The sequence below is a fragment of the Mesorhizobium sp. B4-1-1 genome (assembly GCF_006439375.1).
GTDB lineage: Bacteria > Pseudomonadota > Alphaproteobacteria > Rhizobiales > Rhizobiaceae > Mesorhizobium.
This window is the reverse complement of the sequence record NZ_VFTH01000012.1, coordinates 33,811-50,720: the sequence shown is the minus strand read 5'-3', so window position 1 is coordinate 50,720 and position 16,910 is coordinate 33,811. Positions and strand designations below refer to the sequence as shown.

Sequence of the window (16,910 nt, the reverse complement as noted above, 5' to 3'; positions counted from 1 at the left end):
GAAGGAGTCCGGCACCGGTTGCACAGGCGAAGCGGAAGATTTCGACGCCAAGCGCACTGTCAGGCATGAACGTCACGCAGCGATGCCCGCAATAGGAAAACACTGTTCCGGCGCTGGCGTCGAGCTTGTCGAGTTAGGCTCATCCCGCCGCACGAGCAGCGGCAGCACCGCCTCCTCGTTGAAGATCGAATGACCAGTGAATAGACCGGGGCCTTGCGGCCGGCGGCATTGCCCGCATTGATCACCGGTTGCCTCCCGACACCCGCTGGAGTTTGGCTCGCTAAGCTAGTCGGGATTGCCTAAGGCGCCGTTAAGGGGTCACAATTTCCTTAACGCCACCTCCTCGATCAGGTGGTTGGCGCCCTTGCGCAGGATGAGATCGGCCCGCGCCCTGGTCGGCAGGATGTTCTCGCGCAGGTTCTTCAGGTTGATGTTGGCCCAGAGCCCTTCGGCGATGGCCCGCGCGGCATCCTGCGAAAGCTGCGAATAGCGGTGGAAGAAGGAGTCCGGATTGCGGAAGGCGGTTTCGCGCAGCCGCATGAAGCGCTGGATGTACCATTGATGGATCAGCTTCTCGTCGGCATCGATATAGATGGCGAAGTCGAAGAAGTCGGACAGGAACGGCACGATCTTGCCGTCCTTCGGCAGCTTGCCCGGCTGCAGGACGTTGATGCCTTCGAAGATCAATATGTCCGGACGGTCGATGGTGACGAACTCGCCGGGGATCACGTCATAGGTCAGGTGCGAATAGACCGGCGCGATGACGCTGTTTTGCGCCGACTTGATGCCGGACAGGAACCTGAGCAGCGCGCCGACGTCGTAGCTCTCGGGGAACCCTTTGCGCTCCATGAGGTTCTCGCGGCGCAGGATCTCGTTGGGCAACAGGAATCCGTCGGTGGTGATGAGGTCCACCTTCGGGCTCGACGGCCAGCGCGCCAGAAGCTGCTTCAGCACGCGCGCCGTGGTCGACTTGCCGACCGCGACCGAGCCGGCGATGCCGATGATGAAGGGGGTCTTGACGACATCCTGCGCCTTGAAGAAGGCCTGGCGCTGCCTGAACAAAAGCTGGCTTGCCTCGACATGCGCCGAAAGCAGCCGCGACAACGAGAGATAGATGCGCTTGACCTCTTCGAGGTCGACCGGGTCGTTGAGCGAGCGCAGCCGGTCGATCTCTTCCCCGGTCAGCGTCAGCGGCGTGTCTGCGCGGAACTGCGACCATTGCTCGGCGGAGAAGAATCGATAGGGGGAATACTTCTCGGTCGGAGCAAGCTGGTCCATCGGGTTTCCTACCCTCCTCGCCGTCAGCCCCGGGCCATCAACCGCGGGGACGAGACGCCTTTTCGGCGATGCCCGAGCGGCCGGTTCGGCTCTCGAGCTCCTTCAGCACGTCGTCAAGCGGAATGCCCGCTATGCCAAGGACGACCAGCCAATGATATATAAGATCGGCACTTTCCGAAACGAGGGCCTGCCTGTCGCCGCGGATGGCGGCGATCACGGTCTCCACGGCCTCCTCGCCGACTTTTTGAGCCGCCTTGTCGATGCCCTTGGCGAACAGCTTCGCCGTCCACGAGTCAGCGTCGCCGGAATGGGCGCGCTGATGGATGATCGTTTCCAGCTCGGCGAGCGAAAATTGAGCCATAGCAGTGGTTTAAGTCCGATGTGCCGACGAGTCCAGCCGCATCGGCAGGCCGGCTCTGGCCATGTGCGCCTTGGCCTCGGCGATCGTGAAGGTGCCGAAGTGGAAGATCGAGGCGGCAAGCACCGCGCCCGCATGGCCGTCGCGGATGCCTTCGACCAGGTGATCGAGCGTTCCGACGCCGCCGGAAGCGATCACCGGCGCGCGCACCGCGTCGGCAATCGCGCGGGTGAGCGCAATGTCGTAGCCGGCCTTGGTGCCGTCGCGGTCCATCGAGGTCAAAAGAATCTCGCCGGCGCCGCGCTCGACCATCGTCTTGGCGAATTCGACCGCGTCGATGCCGGTCTTCTCGCGTCCGCCATGGGTGAAAATCTCCCAGCGATCGGCTTCGCCGGCCGCCGACACCTTCTTGGCGTCGATCGCCACGACGATGCACTGGTTGCCGAACTTGTCGGCGGCTTCCGCGACGAAATCCGGGTTCTTCACCGCCGCGGTGTTGATCGACACCTTGTCGGCGCCGGCCAGAAGCAGCTTGCGGATGTCGGCCACCTGGCGCACGCCGCCGCCGACGGTGAGCGGCATGAAGCACTGCTCGGCCGTCCTGGCGACCACGTCGAAGATCGTCTCGCGATTGTCGGACGATGCGGTGATGTCGAGGAAACAGAGCTCGTCGGCGCCTGCGGCATCATAAGCCTTGGCGGCTTCGACCGGGTCGCCGGCATCGATCAGGTCGACGAAATTGACGCCCTTGACCACCCGGCCGTCCTTGACGTCGAGGCAAGGGATGACGCGGGCCTTGAGCATCACTTGCCTTCCAGGGTCGAGAGCAGGTCGACCACCAGCTCGCCGACCAGCGGCGGCACGTCGCCCTTGGGGTCGAAGGCCGGATCATAGGCGGAAATGGTCAGCCCGGCGATGGCGAGCGGACCGGCGAGACCGCACATGGCGGTGCGCACCTGTTCAGGCGCCGGACCGCCGGGCGTGGTGTAGCGGTTGGCCTGCAGCTTCTCGGGGTCGTGCACGTCGAGGTCGACATGCATGTGCACCTGGTTTGCGCCATCGGCCTTCAGCCTTTGCGCAGCAGCCTTCCAGTCCGGGCACTCGGTCCGGATGACGGGCAGCGCTTTCAGCAGCTCCTTCTCGGCCTCGTCGAGGTCGCGCGCATTGACCAAAACGCAGCGCGACGGATCGACCGGCCTAAAGCCGGGGATCTGGTTGGCCATCGGCCGCCAGCACAGGCCCAGTGCGACAGCCAGCGCCATGCCGTCGAGGAAGCCGGTGGTGGAGGTCTCAGGCGTGTTGAGGTCGCCATGCTGGTCGGCCCAGATAACGGCGTCGGCGCCGGCGCCGGCCACGGCGCCCGCGGCGGTCAGGCAGTTGCCCGCCAGCACGATCGGAAACCGCTTTTTGTCCATCGCGATGCGGACTTGGCCCGAAACGGCGTTGCAGACGGCGAATCCGGTGCTGATCTCGCGCTCTTCTTCGTCCTCGACCACCTTGCCGATGTCATGCACCTCGACATCGTGGCCGGCGAGCTTCAGCGCCTCGGCCAGCCCGCCCGAGATCAGCGCGTCCGGGCCCTGGCCGCAGCCGCTGTGGAAATGGCCGCTGTCATAGGATGCCAGGATGATGGAAATGTTCACGCTCTTGCCTCCGCCCGCTCGCCGCGCAGGATCGCCAGCGCTTCGGTCGGGTCGATACGTCCGTCATATAGGGCGCGGCCGGAGATCGCGCCTTCGAGTTTGTGGGCGTCCGGCATGGTCATGCGCACGATGTCGGCGATCGAGGCGAGGCCGCCGGATGCGATCACCGGAATGGACACCGCCTCGGCGAGGTCGATGGTCGAATCCCAGTTGATGCCGGTCAGCACACCGTCCCGATCGATGTCGGTGTAGATGATGGCGGCCACGCCTGCGCCCTCGAACTTGTTCGCCAGCTCGATGACGCCGAGCTCGGAGGCCTCGGCCCAGCCCTCGACGGCGACCTTGCCGCCCTTGGCGTCGATGCCGACCACTATTTTTCCGGGAAAAGCCTTGCAGGCTTGCTTGACCAGTTCGGGTTCGCGCACCGCCACGGTGCCGAGGATAACGCGCGTCAGGCCGCGATCCAGCCAGTCCTCGATCTGCGGCAAGGTGCGGATGCCGCCACCGAGCTGCACCGGGTTCTTCGTCGCTTTCAGGATAGCGCCGACCGCCGCTGAGTTGACGCTCTGGCCCTTGAAGGCGCCGTTGAGGTCGACGACATGCAGCCACTCGAAGCCCTGCTCCTCGAAGGCTTTCGCCTGCGCGGCGGGATCGTCGTTGTAGATGGTGGCGGTGGCCATGTCGCCGTGCTTCAGGCGCACGCACTTGCCGTCCTTGAGGTCTATCGCCGGAAACAGGATCATCGGTCAGGCGCCCTCGACGATGACGAAATGGCCGGTCGAGGCGGCGAGCCGGAACTTCGAGGCATGCTGATATTCAGGCGAGTGATAGCATTCGATCGCCTTGTCGTAGGTGTCGAACTCGACCAGCACGTGACGGTTGCCGGTCGCTCCTTCCGGGCTCTCGTAGCGGCCGGCCCGGACCGGGAACTTCGCGCCGTATTTCGCGAAGGCGACGGCATTGGCTTCGATATACTGCTTATAGACATCCGGATCGCGGACATCGATCATCGCCATCCAATAGCCCTTCTTGCTCATTTTCAGGGCCTCCACTTCAGGAAATTGGTGATCAAGGCCAGGCCGAGCGCCTGGCTCTTCTCGGGATGGAACTGCGTGCCGGCGATATTGTCGCGCGAAACCGCTGCCGTCACCGCGCCGCCATAGTCCGCCGTCGCCAGTACCTCGTCCGCCTTCCGCGCATCGAGATAGTAGGAATGGACGAAATAGGCGTGCAATCCCTTCGCGCCGGTCTCGATGCCGGAAAACAGCGGATGCGGGCGGGCAAGCTCGATCGTGTTCCAGCCGATCTGCGGGATTTTCAGCGCCGGATCGGACGGCGTGATCTCCTTGACGTCGCCGGCGATCCAGCCGAGGCCCTTGGTGATGGTCTTTTCGAGGCCGCGTTCCGACATCAGCTGCATGCCGACGCAGATGCCGAGGAAAGGCCGCCCCTTGGCGATTGCCGCCTCCTCCACCGCCTCCCACATGCCTGCCACCGCGTGCAGGCCGGCGGCGCAGTCGGCATAGGCGCCGACACCCGGCAGCACGATGCGGTCGGCGGAACGCACGCGCTCGGCGTCGGCCGTCAGCTCGATCGTCGCCGCAAGGCCCGCCTCATGCGCGGCGCGCTCGAAGGCCTTGGTGGCCGAGCGCAGATTGCCCGAGCCGTAGTCGATGATGGCTACCCGCATGTCAGGGCCTTCCGGGCGTATGGGTCAATCCCAGCGCCATGCCTGTCTGTGGCGGACGGGCCAGCGACGCGTCCGGCACGATGCGCGGCATTGGCGCCGCCTCCTCGACATCGTCGGCGGTTTCCAGCGCATGGCGCGTCTCGGCGTCGCCGAGATCGCCGGCCTCGACCACGCCCCATTCCCGCCAGCCGCGCCGGCGAAGTGCCGCGATGCGCAGGCCCCGGCCTTCGAACCCGACATAGAGCGAGACCAGCAGCGACAGCATCGATCCGGCCCCTTCGAGCCCGAGCCTCTCGCCGAGCACCGACAGGAGCGCCATGACGATGAAGGTTAGGGCCGCCTCGATCCACAGCCGGTGCCAGGCGAGCCAGAGCGGCGCGGCCAGGAAGCCCAGCCAGGTGAAGCTGTCGCGCACGAAGATCGCGTCCTCGGCTTTGTTGCCGCCAGCCGGCGGCTGCATCACGACATAGATCGCCATAGGGCTATCCTTTCAGGGATCCCTTGGTGGATGGCACCGCGTCGGGCTGGCGCGGATCGCGCTCCAGCGCCGCGCGCAGCGCCCGCGCCACCGCCTTGAAGCAGGTTTCGGCGATGTGATGGTTGTTGGCGCCGTAATGGTTGGTCACATGCAGCGTGATGCCGGCATTCTGCGCCAGCGCCTGGAAGAACTCCCGCACCAGTTCGGTGTCGAACGTGCCGATCTTCGGCGACGAGAAGGCGACGTTCCAGACCAGGAACGGCCGGCCGGAGACGTCGATCGCCGCCCTGGTCAGCGTCTCGTCCATGGCGAGGTCGATCGAGGCGTAGCGCATGATGCCGCGCCGTTCGCCCAGCGCCTTGGCTAACGCCTGGCCGATCGCGATGCCGGTGTCCTCGACGGTGTGGTGATCGTCGATATGCAGGTCGCCCTTGGCCTTGATCGTCATGTCGATCAGCGAATGCCGCGACAGCTGGTCGAGCATATGGTCGAAGAAGCCGACACCGGTCGAAATGTCGGATTTTCCCTTGCCGTCGACATGGACGGAGACCGAAATCTCGGTTTCCTTGGTCTTGCGGCTGACTTCGGCCGAACGCGTCATCGCTCTGTCCTTGTTGCCCTGTTCGGAGGCGCCAGGGCTTGAAAACGAAAGCCTTCTATCAGCATGATCCGGCGATTGCCAGTTGCCATTCCGGCCGCTATCGGCCTCGACTGAGGGGCGGTTTGCAATCGTTGGCCCTATGCATACATATGGCCGATCAAAGTCACTCGTACCGCGCCAATCGCCTTTCTAAAGGGATAGCGCGAATCGGAGCCGGAAATGTCGAATGAACTCACCATGCACGCCACGACCATCGTCAGCGTGCGCAAGGGCGACAAGGTCGTGATCGCCGGCGACGGCCAGGTCAGCCTCGGCCAGACGATCATGAAGGGCAACGCCCGCAAGGTGCGCCGCATCGGCAAGGGCGGCAGCGTCATTGCCGGCTTCGCCGGCGCCACCGCCGATGCCTTCACCTTGCTCGAGCGGCTCGAGGCCAAGCTCGAGCAATATCCCGACCAGCTGACGCGCGCCTGCGTCGAGCTCGCCAAGGACTGGCGCACCGACCGCTATCTGCGCCGCCTGGAAGCCATGATGCTGGTCGCCGACAAGTCGGTCTCGCTGGCGCTGACCGGCAATGGCGACGTGCTGGAGCCCGAGCATGGCGTCATGGCCATCGGTTCCGGCGGCAACTACGCGCTGGCGGCTGCCCGCGCGCTGATCGACACCGACAAGGATGCCGAGGAGATCGCCCGCAAGGCGATGCAGATCGCGGCCGAGATCTGCGTCTACACCAACAACAATTTTGTTGTCGAAACGCTCGATGCCGCCTGACGACCATGATCCCGAAAAGTGGCCGCCGGTTTTTCGGACAGATCATGGTCGAACCAGCAGATACATATGATTTTCGGCCGGTCACGGAAAAAGACCTGCCGATGATCGCCAGTTGGCTGCGCGAGCCGCATGTTGCCGGCTGGTGGGACGATCCGGCCAAGGAGATCGCCGAGATCCGCGAGCATATGGATTCCGTTTCGGTGGAGCCGCTGATCGTCGAGCTCGACGGCAGGCCGATCGCCTATCTGCAGAGCTATGACCCGCATATGGAGGACGACCATCCCTATGCCGACCAGCCCTTCGGCACGCTTGGCATCGATCTGTCGATCGGTCCGCCGGAACTGGTCGGCGTCGGCCATGGCCCGGCCATCCTGCGCCAGTTCGTCGAGGAGCTTTTCGAGGAAGGTGCGCCGCGCGTCGTCATCGATCCGCATCCCGACAATGGCCGCGCCATCCGCGCCTATGAGAAGGCGGGCTTCAGGCCGATCGGCCGCAGGCATTCGCAATATGGGGACGTCGTGCTGATGGCTGTCGATGCGGCCGAAGACGACGATGAAAATCTGGGGGACTGACCGAATGACCGCGCCCGAAGAGTACAGGACGCTTTCCGCCTATGAGGACAGTTGGCGCATGGGCCTGCTGCTCGTGCTTGCTCTGGTCATCTTCCAGGCAGGCGCCTTGTACGGCATGGGCCATCCGCCGATCTGCACCTGCGGCTACGTCAAGCTCTGGCACGGCGTGGTCGACAGCTCGGAGAATTCCCAGCACATCGCCGACTGGTACACCTTCTCGCATATCATCCACGGCTTCCTGTTCTATGCGCTGGCGAGGTTCCTCTTCCCGCGATCGCCAATTGGGCTGCGGCTCGCTTTCGCGGTCCTCATCGAAGGTGGTTGGGAGCTTCTGGAAAACAGCCCCTTCATCATCGACCGCTACCGTGCCGGCACCATCTCGCTCAACTACTACGGTGACTCCATCATCAACTCGGTGTCCGACACGCTGTTCATGGCGCTGGGATTTGTGATGGCGCGAAAGCTACCTATATGGGTGATCGTGGCCCTGGCGCTCATCTTCGAGCTCGGCACGGGCTACATCATCCGGGACAATCTGACGCTCAACGTGATCATGCTGCTGCATCCGTTCGAGTCCATCAAGCAGTGGCAAAGTGGAATTTGAGTCTTATGAGCACCTTTTCTCCCCGTGAAATCGTTTCGGAACTCGACCGCTTCATCATCGGCCAGAAGGACGCCAAGCGCGCCGTGGCGATCGCCTTGCGCAACCGCTGGCGCCGCCAGCAGCTGGAAGGCCAGATGCGCGAAGAGGTGATGCCGAAGAACATCCTGATGATCGGCCCGACCGGCGTCGGCAAGACCGAGATATCGCGCCGCCTGGCGCGGCTCGCCGGCGCGCCCTTCGTCAAGGTCGAGGCGACCAAGTTCACCGAGGTCGGCTATGTCGGCCGCGATGTCGAACAGATCGTGCGCGACCTCGTCGAGGTTGCCATCGGCCTGGCACGCGAAAAGATGCGCGGGGATGTCAATGCGCGCGCCCAGGTCAATGCCGAGGAGCGCGTGCTGGAAGCCCTCGTCGGCAAGACGGCAAGCCCGGCGACCCGCGATTCGTTCCGCAAGAAGCTGCGCGACGGCGAGCTTGACGACAAGGAGATCGAGATCGAGGTGGCCGACACCGGCACCGGCGGCATGCCCGGCTTCGAGATCCCCGGCATGCCCGGCGCCAATGTCGGCGTGCTCAACATCAACGACATGCTGTCGAAGGCGATGGGCGGCCGCAAGACCAAGACCCGCAAGACCACGGTGCGCGATTCCTACGCGCTGCTGGTCAATGACGAGTCCGACAAGCTGCTCGACCAGGACGAGGTGGTGCGCAGGGCGCTGGAATCGGCCGAGAACGACGGCATCGTCTTCCTCGACGAGATCGACAAGATCGCGGCCAGGAGCGACATTTCGGGCGGCCCGTCGCGCGAAGGCGTGCAGCGCGACCTGCTGCCGCTGGTCGAAGGCACCACGGTCGCGACCAAATATGGGCCGATCAAGACCGACCATATATTGTTCATCGCTTCGGGCGCCTTCCACGTCTCCAAGCCGTCGGACCTGCTGCCCGAGCTGCAGGGCCGCCTGCCGATCCGTGTCGAGCTGCGCGCGCTGGAGAAGGCGGATTTCATCCGCATCCTCACCGAGACGGAGGCAAGCCTCATCAAGCAGTATATCGCGCTGATGAAGACCGAGGGCGTCGAGCTGACATTCACCGACGACGCCATCGATTCGCTCGCCGGCATCGCCGTCGACCTCAACGCCAGCGTCGAGAACATCGGCGCCCGGCGCCTGCAGACCGTAATGGAGCGCGTGCTGGACGAAATCTCCTACGACGCCCCGGACCGCAACGGCACGGCCGTCACCATCGACGCTGCCTATGTCGAGAAACATGTCGGCGACCTGTCGCGCAACACCGACCTGTCGCGGTTCATCCTTTAGCTCGTGATTTCGGGCTTGCCTGCAGGCAAGCCCGAAACGCTCTTGCAACCCCAAGTGTGGCCAAATGGAAGCATCTGGCCACCATTCTTGGTGGCAGATTGAAGCCTTCTCTCGACTCTGCCGGGCGCTTTACCTAGGTTGCCGCCGTTTCCGAAAGCAATTTCAGGAAAAGTGTCCAGCGGTTTTCCGCCTGAAATTGCGTTCAATCAAAATGGTTGGGGTGGATCGGCGATAGCCGAGCCGCCCCAAGGCGGCGACGGATGAAGAAATACCTGTTTCTCTGTGTTGGACTTGCGCTGGCGGCGGCGGTGACGATCGCCGATGCCGCGACAATGGTGCCGCCGGGCAACCGCAACAGCGTGCAGCCGGATATTCCGGGCGCCTCCAGCCGGCGCACCCAGGCCACCAGCACGACGTTCCAGGCCAAGTACCGCAAGGTCTACGCGCTGTTGCAGAACGACGCCGAGCTGCGCGGCAAGATCAGGAAGGCGGCGGCGGCCTACGGCATCGACCCCATGCATATCGTCGGCGCCATCGTCGGCGAGCACACCTACAATGTCGACGCCTATGACCGCCTGCAGACCTATTACGTCAAGGCGATCTCCTATTTGTCGAGCAAGCTTTCCTTCGCCTATCACGGCGAGGACGTCTCGGATTTCATCCAGCGGCCCGAATTCAAGAAATGCGCCGGCATGGACGATAGCTACGACCTTTGGGAATGCCGCGAGCAGGTCTGGAACCGCGCCTTCCGCGGCAAGACCGTCGGCGACGAGGATTTCCCCAACGACCGCTTCGGCGCCACCTTCTTCCAGCCTTATTATGCCGGCCAGACGTTCGGGCTCGGCCAGTTGAACCCGCTGACGGCGCTGCAGATGAGCGACTTGGTGCACAAGGTCTCCGGCCTGCCCAGGCTCGACGTCGGCGATCCCAACGCGGTCTACAAGACCATCATGGACCCGGACCTGACGCTGCCCTACGTCGCCGCGACCATCAAGAAGTCGATCGACGCCTATCGCGGCATTGCCGGCTTCGACATCTCGAAAAATCCGGGCCTGACCGCCACGCTCTACAATGTCGGCAACCCCGAGCAGCGCGCCTATGCGCTGAAGGCCGAGAACGACAAGCGCCGCGCTGCCGGCGAACCGGAAAAGCTGCCTGAGGAGAATTATTACGGCTGGCTGGTCAACGACAAGCTGGACGAGCTGAAGGCGCTTTTCTAGAAAACCTCACGCCGCCAGCAGCGACTTCAGCTTGACCGCTTGCGATCCGAGCGCTTCCGGCGCCGGGCTCGCTCTCTTGGCGATCAGCATCTCCGCCAGGCGGATGTCGCGTGCAACCGCATTGCCGGGGCCGATGCCGCTGGCGGCGACCAGCCGGCCGTCCTGCGCCAGATGAAACAGGATGAAGGCTCCGTCATCGAGATCGCGGCGCACGCTCGAACGGCCCTCGTCCGACAGTCCGGCGATTTGCAGGGTGAGCCCGTACTGATCCGACCAGAACCACGGCACCGCGGCATGCGCCTCTTTGGCGCCCAGCATGTTCTTCGCGGCTAAAGCGCCCTGTTCCTGGGCGTTGCGCCAGGCTTCGAGGCGCACGCGCCGGCCGCCATAGACGGCAAGCGGGAACGAGCAGCAATCGCCGGCGGCAAAGATATCCGGGTCGGCGGTGCGCAAATGCTCGTCGACGGCGATGCCGTTGTCGATTGTTAGCCCGGCTTCTGCGGCAAGCGCCGTCACCGGCACGGCGCCGATGCCGATCACCGCGAGATCGGCGATGACCTTCTGTCCGTCGGCCAGCGTGATGCCGACCCCCGCGCCGTCATCGGCGATCGCGGCGATTCCCTGGCCGGTGCGGATCGCAACGCCCTCGGCTTCATGCGCCTTGTGGATGATTTCAGCGATGTCGGCCGGTACGCCGCGCATCAGGATGCGCGGCTGCGCCTCGATGACCGTGACGATGGCGCCAAGCTTGCGCGCCGCTGCGGCAAGCTCGAGGCCGATGAAGCCGCCGCCGATGATGGCGACGCGGTTGCCGGCGCTGAGATGGGCGCGAATGGCTAAAGCGTCGTTGAAGGTCCTGAGATAGACGCAGCGGCCGCCAAGCCCCGGCATCGGCAGCTTGCGCGGCACCGACCCGGTCGCCAGCAAAAGCTTTTCATATGGCAGGGAAGAGCCGTCCGACAGCCGCACGACATGCGCGCCGCGGTCGATCGCGACGGCCCGGACGGAATGGATGTGGCGGATCGAGCGTTCGGCGAAAAGCGCGTCGGTGGCGATCGCCTTGATGGCCGGCGCCTCGCCCGTCATCGCTTCCTTCGACAGTGGCGGCCGCTCATAAGGCAGGTGCGGCTCGTCGCCGACCAGCGTGACCGGCCCTTCGAAACCGAGATCGCGGAGCGCAAGCGCTGCGCGACCGCCGCATTCGCCGGCGCCGATAATCACCATTCCTCCGGCCATCATCGTCATCCGATCCGGATAAGGACTTTGCCGGCGTCGACCTTGACCGGATAAGTCTTGAGGTTGACGCAGACCGGCGCACCTCTTGCATCGCCGGTCTTGTAGTTGAAGCGGCCGTTGTGCTTGGGGCATTCGATGATGTCGTCCATCACCAGCCCGTCGGCCAGATGCACCTTTTCATGCGTGCACAGGCCGTCGGTCGCGAAATATTCGTCGTCCGGGCTGCGGTAGACGGCAAAGGTGCGGCCGGCATGGTCGAACCGCATCACGTCCTCTTCATCGATGTCTCCGGCCGCGCAGGCCTCGACCCAGTCGCTCATCTCGTCCTCCAGCGAATATCCTTGAATTTCCTTTGGCCTCACTCCGCGGCGGCAGCCATCGGAATATCGTTATGCAGGTCCTCGCGATAGGGCTTCGCCGTCGGCGGCAGCGCGCGCTTGAGGAAATAATCCTCGTTGCGCAACTGGCGCAGGAAGGCCGGGACCATCTCTCGATAACCGGCCAGGATCGAAGGCGTTGGCGCCGGCAGGTCGTGCTTGATTATCTCATGCAGCTTCGGCAGCGCGTGATAGGGCACCATCGGGAACATGTGGTGCTCGACATGATAGTTCATGTTCCAGTAGATGAAGCGGCTGATCGGGTTCATCAGCACCGTGCGGCTGTTCAGGCGGTGGTCGATGACATTGTCGGCGAGGCCGCCATGCTGCAGCAGGCCGGTCATGACGTGATGCCAGGCGCCATAGAGCCGGGGCAGGCCGATCAGCATCAGCGGCAGCCAGGAATGCAGGTAGAGGGCCAAGGCGATGGTCGCGACGTAGATGGCGAGCCATAGGCGGGCTATCCGGATCGCCTTTGGCTGTTCCTGCTCTGGAATGAAGGTTTTTTCAGCGGCGCTGGTGACGCCGGCGGCGTTGCGCACCATGTCGGCCACTGCGTGCCAGGCGTCGAGAATGCCGAAGAAGTTGAGCACCACACGCAACAGGTCCGGCGGCCGCATGACGGCGATCTCCGGATCGCGGCCGACGATGATGGTGTCGGTGTGGTGGCGCGTGTGGCTCCAGCGCCAGGTCACCGGGTTGCGCATGATCATGAAGCAGGCGAGCTGGTAGACGGCGTCGTTCATCCACTGCGTGCGGAAGGCCGTGCCGTGGCCGCATTCATGCCAGCGGGAATCGGTCGAGGAACCGTAGAGCGTGCCGTAGACGAACAGGAACGGCACGCACCACCAACTGCCCCAGAACCAGATGCCGCCCGCGCCGCTGAGAAGCATGGCGCCGAGCCAGATGAGCGTGTCGCGGATCGCCGGCTGGTCGGAGCGCTGCATCAGCTCCTTCATCTGTTTGCGCGGGATCTCGGTGTGGTACCACGCGGCCGCCGCCAGCCCGCTCTCGACAGCGCGTTTTGCATCGCGGCCGGTCAGGCTGTAGTCGCGTGGCGGCGCCGCCGAAGACGTGATGGCCGTCATTGAGGTTCCTCCAACAGCGCCTGGCGAACGGCTCCGGCAGATCCGGGCTCGTCCATGGCCGGCTTCCACTTCAACATACCGCCAGTCTATGATAGGCTCAACATCAGAAAGATAGTTTCTATCATTTCCTATCAGAATGAGATATTCTCAGCCGGATAAGCGATGGAGCATTCATGGCAAAGCGGCCGACCATTACCGATCTCGCGCGCATCTCGGGCGTCAGCGTCGCTACCGTCGACAGGGTGCTGAACAGCCGCCTGCCTGTGCGCGAGGAGACGGCGCGCCGGGTCTACGATGCCGCCACCGAGATCGGCTATCATGCGGCGGGGCTGATCAAGCAGCGCATGCGCCAGGAATTGCCGGAATACCGGCTCGGCTTCCTGCTGCTGAGGGGCAATGACGTCTTCTACGGCGATTTCGCCAGGGAGCTCGAACTGGCGGTCGCGCAATCGCAACGCTTTCGCGGTGTTGCGACAGTCGAGTTCGCCGCCTCGCTGGCGCCCGACGAGATTGCCGCCCAAATGCGTGGGCTAGCGGCGAAGTCGAGAGCCATCGCCGTCGTCGGCCCGGATCATCCGACGCTGACGGCGGTCGTGGAGGCGCTGAAGGCGAGGGGGCAGCCGGTCTTCTCGCTGCTGTCCGATTTTGCCGCCGGTATCCGCGAGGGCTATGTCGGTCTCGACAACCGCAAGGTCGGGCGCAGCGCCGCCTGGATGATCGCCAAGGCCGCCGGGAAGCCAGGCAAGGTCGCGCTCTTCGTCGGCAGCCATCGCTTCCACGGCCATGAGTTGCGCGAAATTGGCTTCCGCTCCTATTTCCGCGAGCACGCGCCGGACTTTACCGTGATGGAGACGCTGGTCAATCTCGAGGCCAATGACGTCACGCATGACGCAATGCTCGATCTTCTGGCGCGCCATCCCGATCTTGCCGGTTGCTACGTCGCCGGCGGCGGCATGGAGGGCGCGGTCTCGGCGCTGAGGGCGACGCGCCCAGTCGAAATGCCGATCGTCATCTGCAACGAGATCAACGCCGTCTCGCGCGCCGCGCTCGCCGACAACATCCTCACCATGGTCATCTCGACGCCGCTCGCCGCACTCTGCCGGGAGATCGTGGGGCTGATGGCCCATGCCATCGAAAGCGGCGCGGCCAATGCGCCGGGACAGACCTTCCTGCCCTTCGACATCTACCTGCCGGAAAATATCTAGCGTCCGCAGTGATGGAATCCATCAGCCTGATGGATTCTTTCACGGCGGTTTGCCGCGATTCCGGCCCATGGGGCGACGATCGTGGTCTTCGCCGCGACGATCGCGATCGAAAAACCGGCTGCCCCGGTCGGAATCACCCTTGACGTTTCCAAACGAAATGGAATAAATATTTCACTAACTAGGCTTTTTGGTTCTTTCGTTCCGAAGCGTCTGTTTCGAACGGAGGACGAGGCGTTCCGTCGAATGGGGCAACGCCGCATGGCCGCAGGGAGAGATTCCCCGGGCAAACCGGGGATTCCGGTTCAAATGGGTGCAGCCGGACACCAAATGGAGGAGAGATAAAATGAAGAAACTGCTTTTGGGCGTCGCGCTTTCGGCGCTGATGTGTTCATCGGCCTTCGCCGCCAAGATCGGCGTTTCGATGGCCAAATTCGACGACAATTTCCTCACCGTGCTGCGCAACGGCATGATCGCCCAGGCAAAGGGCATGAGCGGTGTCGAGCTGCAGGTCGAGGACGCGCAGAACGATGTCGCCAAGCAGCTCGACCAGATCAAGAACTTCGCCGCCTCGGGCGTCGACGCCATCATCGTCAACCCGGTCGACACCTCGGCCACCCAGGCGATGTCGGACGCTGCTGCCGCCGCCAAGATCCCGCTGGTCTATGTCAACCGCCAGCCGGTCAACGTCGACACGCTGCCCGACAACCAGGCTTTCGTCGCGTCGAACGAAGCCGAATCCGGTACGCTCGAGACCAAGGAAGCCTGCCGCCTGTTCAAGGAAGCCGGCAAGAAGGAAGCCAATGTCTACGTGATCATGGGCGAACTTTCCAACCAGGCCGCGGTGCAGCGCACCAAGGACATCGAGGAAGTCATCGCCACGCCGGACTGCAGCTTCATCAAGATCATCGACAAGCAGACCTCGAACTGGGATCGTGACCAGGCGCAGAACCTGATGACCAACTGGCTGTCGTCCGGCAAGCCATTCGACGGCGTCATCGCCAACAACGACGAAAGCGCCATCGGCGCCATCCAGGCGATGAAGGCGGCCAACATCGACATGAAGTCGGTGGTCGTCGGCGGCGTCGACGCCACGCAGGATGCTCTGGCCGCGATGCAGGCGGGCGATCTCGACGTGACCGTCTTCCAGGACGCGGCGGGCCAGGGCGCCGGCGCGCTCGACGCGGCGCTGAAGCTCGCCAAGGGCGAGAAGGTGGACCACAAGGTCTACATCCCGTTCCAGCTCGTGACGCCGGCGAACATCGACAAGTTCTTGAAGAAGAACTGAGGCGCCTCGATACGGGCGGCGCGTCTAACCGGAACAGACGCGCCGCTCCGTCCCTCCTCCCGCCCGCGCGGGAGGCAGGACAGGTGCGCTCCGACGGAGGAAAGAAGACGTGTCACAGACATCGCATGGCATTGGCGGGTTGAGCTATGACGCCAAGAAGCGGCCATGGCCGGCCGAGTTCAACGTGTTCCTGGCGCTGGTCATCCTCGTCGTCGCCTTCGAGCTGATCGGCCGTCTGTTCCTCGGCGACAGCTTCCTGTTCAACACCCGCGAGAATGTGTCCGGCATATTCAACGAGCAGCGTCTGCAGATCATCATCCTGCAGGTGTCGATCGTCGGCATCATCGCCATCGGCGTCACCCAGGTCATCATCTGCGGCGGCATCGACCTGTCCTCGGGTTCCGTGGTCGGCGCCACCGCCATGATTGCCATGAGCTTCGCCCAGGTGGCGACCGTCAACGGCAATCCCAATCCGAAGGCGATGTTCATCGACTACGGCTTGACCGATCTGCCGGTGATCGTCCCGGTTCTGGTCGCCATCGGCTGCGGGCTGATCGCCGGCCTGATCAACGGCCTCTTGATCGCCTACACGCGCATCCCGCCTTTCATCGCCACGCTGGGCATGATGGTTACCGCCCGCGGCATCGCCAAATGGTGGTCGAAGGGCCAGCCGATCTCGTTCCCGACCGAAAGCTTCGCGGCCATCGGCAAGGGCCTGATGCCCGTCGTCATCTTCATCTCGCTGGCGATCCTGTTCCAGCTCATCCTGACCTACACGAAATACGGCAAGCACTGCTATGCCATCGGTTCCAACGAGGATGCCGCGCGCATGTCCGGCATCAAGATCGCCAACCACAAGGTGCTGGTCTATGCCATCGCCGGTATCCTGGCAGCGATAGCCGCGGTGGTGCTGTCCTCCAAGAACCTCACCGCCCAGGCCGGCATGGGCGTCATGTACGAGCTCGACGCCATCGCCATGGCGGTCATCGGCGGCGTTTCGCTGTCGGGCGGCCGCGGCTCCATCTTCGGCACCGTGATCGGCTCGCTGATCTTCGGCGTCATCATTTCCGGCTTCACCTTCCTGCGCCTCGACGCCTACTATCAGGAGATGGTCAAGGGGGTGATCATCGTCGGCGCCGTCGTTCTCGATCAATGGCGCCAGCGCCGCCGCGCGATAGGAGCTTGACC

20 protein-coding genes are annotated in these 16,910 nt (G+C 63.9%); 8 read left to right on the top strand and 12 right to left on the bottom strand.

The features are described from left to right. Positions 1-318: 318 nt before the first annotated feature. The 9 genes from coaA to hisB are packed head-to-tail and all read right to left on the bottom strand — an operon-like array spanning position 319 to position 6,048. Positions 319-1,278 carry a type I pantothenate kinase gene (gene coaA / locus FJW10_RS17820; protein ID WP_140834350.1) on the bottom strand — a complete coding sequence of 320 codons (960 nt, stop codon included), beginning with the start codon at positions 1,276-1,278 and terminating at the stop codon, positions 319-321. Between the two features lie 37 nt (positions 1,279-1,315). Beyond that, positions 1,316-1,639: a phosphoribosyl-ATP diphosphatase gene (locus FJW10_RS17815; RefSeq protein ID WP_140901073.1), complete on the bottom strand. Its 324-nt coding sequence runs from the start codon at positions 1,637-1,639 to the stop codon at positions 1,316-1,318. A 9-nt stretch (positions 1,640-1,648) separates the two neighbouring features. Continuing rightward, on the bottom strand, positions 1,649-2,443 hold the full coding sequence (hisF, locus tag FJW10_RS17810; RefSeq protein WP_181177565.1) for an imidazole glycerol phosphate synthase subunit HisF: 795 nt from the start codon (positions 2,441-2,443) through the stop codon (positions 1,649-1,651). Further along, entirely contained in the window at positions 2,440-3,279 is an 840-nt protein-coding gene (locus tag FJW10_RS17805; protein WP_140901071.1) for an arginase family protein, read from the bottom strand. Before FJW10_RS17805 ends, hisF begins: the two co-directional genes overlap by 4 nt. Next, the gene (hisA, locus tag FJW10_RS17800) at positions 3,276-4,022 is read right to left on the bottom strand and encodes a 1-(5-phosphoribosyl)-5-[(5-phosphoribosylamino)methylideneamino]imidazole-4-carboxamide isomerase (RefSeq protein ID WP_140901070.1); all 747 of its coding nucleotides are present in this window, start codon (positions 4,020-4,022) and stop codon (positions 3,276-3,278) included. The genes FJW10_RS17805 and hisA overlap by 4 nt, the downstream gene beginning before the upstream one ends. A 3-nt stretch (positions 4,023-4,025) precedes the next feature. Then, positions 4,026-4,316, bottom strand: a complete 291-nt coding sequence (locus FJW10_RS17795; RefSeq protein WP_140641712.1) for a DUF1330 domain-containing protein — start codon at positions 4,314-4,316, stop codon at positions 4,026-4,028. A 2-nt stretch (positions 4,317-4,318) separates the two neighbouring features. Further along, positions 4,319-4,969 carry an imidazole glycerol phosphate synthase subunit HisH gene (gene hisH, locus FJW10_RS17790; protein ID WP_140901069.1) on the bottom strand — a complete coding sequence of 217 codons (651 nt, stop codon included), beginning with the start codon at positions 4,967-4,969 and terminating at the stop codon, positions 4,319-4,321. A 1-nt stretch (position 4,970) separates the two neighbouring features. Beyond that, entirely contained in the window at positions 4,971-5,447 is a 477-nt protein-coding gene (locus FJW10_RS17785; protein WP_140834339.1) for a DUF2628 domain-containing protein, read from the bottom strand. Positions 5,448-5,451: 4 nt separating this feature from the next. Continuing rightward, on the bottom strand, positions 5,452-6,048 hold the full coding sequence (gene hisB / locus FJW10_RS17780; protein WP_140901068.1) for an imidazoleglycerol-phosphate dehydratase HisB: 597 nt from the start codon (positions 6,046-6,048) through the stop codon (positions 5,452-5,454). Positions 6,049-6,267: 219 nt separating this feature from the next. Between hisB and hslV the strand changes: the two genes are divergently transcribed. The 5 genes from hslV (at position 6,268) to FJW10_RS17755 (ending at position 10,531) form a co-directional block, all read left to right on the top strand. Beyond that, entirely contained in the window at positions 6,268-6,819 is a 552-nt protein-coding gene (gene hslV / locus FJW10_RS17775) for an ATP-dependent protease subunit HslV (protein WP_140834335.1), read from the top strand. A 44-nt stretch (positions 6,820-6,863) separates the two neighbouring features. Continuing rightward, the gene (locus FJW10_RS17770) at positions 6,864-7,391 is read left to right on the top strand and encodes a GNAT family N-acetyltransferase (RefSeq protein WP_140901067.1); all 528 of its coding nucleotides are present in this window, start codon (positions 6,864-6,866) and stop codon (positions 7,389-7,391) included. Between the two features lie 4 nt (positions 7,392-7,395). Next, positions 7,396-7,995 (top strand): DUF2585 domain-containing protein, encoded by a 600-nt coding sequence (locus tag FJW10_RS17765; protein WP_140901066.1) that lies wholly within the window; start codon positions 7,396-7,398, stop codon positions 7,993-7,995. 5 nt (positions 7,996-8,000) lie between these two features. Continuing rightward, on the top strand, positions 8,001-9,311 hold the full coding sequence (gene hslU, locus FJW10_RS17760; RefSeq protein ID WP_140658744.1) for an ATP-dependent protease ATPase subunit HslU: 1,311 nt from the start codon (positions 8,001-8,003) through the stop codon (positions 9,309-9,311). Between the two features lie 260 nt (positions 9,312-9,571). Next, the gene (locus FJW10_RS17755; RefSeq protein WP_140901065.1) at positions 9,572-10,531 is read left to right on the top strand and encodes a DUF1402 family protein; all 960 of its coding nucleotides are present in this window, start codon (positions 9,572-9,574) and stop codon (positions 10,529-10,531) included. A gap of 6 nt (positions 10,532-10,537) precedes the next feature. Here FJW10_RS17755 and FJW10_RS17750 read toward each other — a convergent pair whose 3' ends face one another. Genes FJW10_RS17750 through FJW10_RS17740 form a run of 3 tightly spaced genes read right to left on the bottom strand, consistent with a single transcriptional unit; the run spans position 10,538 to position 13,232 of the window. Beyond that, positions 10,538-11,776, bottom strand: coding sequence for an FAD-dependent oxidoreductase (locus FJW10_RS17750; RefSeq protein ID WP_181177564.1), 1,239 nt, complete (start codon positions 11,774-11,776; stop codon positions 10,538-10,540). After that, on the bottom strand, positions 11,773-12,087 hold the full coding sequence (locus FJW10_RS17745; protein ID WP_140834325.1) for a MocE family 2Fe-2S type ferredoxin: 315 nt from the start codon (positions 12,085-12,087) through the stop codon (positions 11,773-11,775). Before FJW10_RS17745 ends, FJW10_RS17750 begins: the two co-directional genes overlap by 4 nt. 38 nt (positions 12,088-12,125) lie before the next feature. Further along, on the bottom strand, positions 12,126-13,232 hold the full coding sequence (locus FJW10_RS17740) for a fatty acid desaturase family protein (protein WP_140901064.1): 1,107 nt from the start codon (positions 13,230-13,232) through the stop codon (positions 12,126-12,128). Between the two features lie 173 nt (positions 13,233-13,405). Between FJW10_RS17740 and FJW10_RS17735 the strand changes: the two genes are divergently transcribed. The 3 genes from FJW10_RS17735 to FJW10_RS17725 all read left to right on the top strand — a co-directional run bounded on the left by FJW10_RS17735 (position 13,406) and on the right by FJW10_RS17725 (position 16,908). Beyond that, complete coding sequence (locus FJW10_RS17735; protein WP_140834321.1) at positions 13,406-14,437, top strand: LacI family DNA-binding transcriptional regulator; 1,032 nt, start codon at positions 13,406-13,408, stop codon at positions 14,435-14,437. Between the two features lie 343 nt (positions 14,438-14,780). After that, on the top strand, positions 14,781-15,722 hold the full coding sequence (locus tag FJW10_RS17730; protein ID WP_140901063.1) for a sugar ABC transporter substrate-binding protein: 942 nt from the start codon (positions 14,781-14,783) through the stop codon (positions 15,720-15,722). A 109-nt stretch (positions 15,723-15,831) separates the two neighbouring features. Then, complete coding sequence (locus FJW10_RS17725) at positions 15,832-16,908, top strand: ABC transporter permease (RefSeq protein ID WP_140834317.1); 1,077 nt, start codon at positions 15,832-15,834, stop codon at positions 16,906-16,908. Positions 16,909-16,910 lie beyond the last annotated feature (2 nt).

Bases quoted from the DNA above. Each gene is read 5' to 3' on its own strand.
- FJW10_RS17745 (WP_140834325.1), bottom strand. From the start codon at position 12,087: ATGAGCGACTGGGTCGAGGCCTGCGCGGCCGGAGACATCGATGAAGAG.
- FJW10_RS17740 (WP_140901064.1), bottom strand. From the start codon at position 13,232: ATGACGGCCATCACGTCTTCGGCGGCGCCGCCACGCGACTACAGCCTG.
- hisA (WP_140901070.1), bottom strand. From the start codon at position 4,022: ATGATCCTGTTTCCGGCGATAGACCTCAAGGACGGCAAGTGCGTGCGC.
- FJW10_RS17785 (WP_140834339.1), bottom strand. From the start codon at position 5,447: ATGGCGATCTATGTCGTGATGCAGCCGCCGGCTGGCGGCAACAAAGCC.
- FJW10_RS17755 (WP_140901065.1), top strand. From the start codon at position 9,572: ATGAAGAAATACCTGTTTCTCTGTGTTGGACTTGCGCTGGCGGCGGCG.
- FJW10_RS17795 (WP_140641712.1), bottom strand. From the start codon at position 4,316: ATGAGCAAGAAGGGCTATTGGATGGCGATGATCGATGTCCGCGATCCG.
- hisB (WP_140901068.1), bottom strand. From the start codon at position 6,048: ATGACGCGTTCGGCCGAAGTCAGCCGCAAGACCAAGGAAACCGAGATT.
- hisH (WP_140901069.1), bottom strand. From the start codon at position 4,969: ATGCGGGTAGCCATCATCGACTACGGCTCGGGCAATCTGCGCTCGGCC.
- FJW10_RS17770 (WP_140901067.1), top strand. From the start codon at position 6,864: ATGGTCGAACCAGCAGATACATATGATTTTCGGCCGGTCACGGAAAAA.
- FJW10_RS17735 (WP_140834321.1), top strand. From the start codon at position 13,406: ATGGCAAAGCGGCCGACCATTACCGATCTCGCGCGCATCTCGGGCGTC.
- FJW10_RS17750 (WP_181177564.1), bottom strand. From the start codon at position 11,776: ATGACGATGATGGCCGGAGGAATGGTGATTATCGGCGCCGGCGAATGC.
- hslV (WP_140834335.1), top strand. From the start codon at position 6,268: ATGTCGAATGAACTCACCATGCACGCCACGACCATCGTCAGCGTGCGC.
- FJW10_RS17765 (WP_140901066.1), top strand. From the start codon at position 7,396: ATGACCGCGCCCGAAGAGTACAGGACGCTTTCCGCCTATGAGGACAGT.
- FJW10_RS17730 (WP_140901063.1), top strand. From the start codon at position 14,781: ATGAAGAAACTGCTTTTGGGCGTCGCGCTTTCGGCGCTGATGTGTTCA.
- coaA (WP_140834350.1), bottom strand. From the start codon at position 1,278: ATGGACCAGCTTGCTCCGACCGAGAAGTATTCCCCCTATCGATTCTTC.
- FJW10_RS17815 (WP_140901073.1), bottom strand. From the start codon at position 1,639: ATGGCTCAATTTTCGCTCGCCGAGCTGGAAACGATCATCCATCAGCGC.
- hslU (WP_140658744.1), top strand. From the start codon at position 8,001: ATGAGCACCTTTTCTCCCCGTGAAATCGTTTCGGAACTCGACCGCTTC.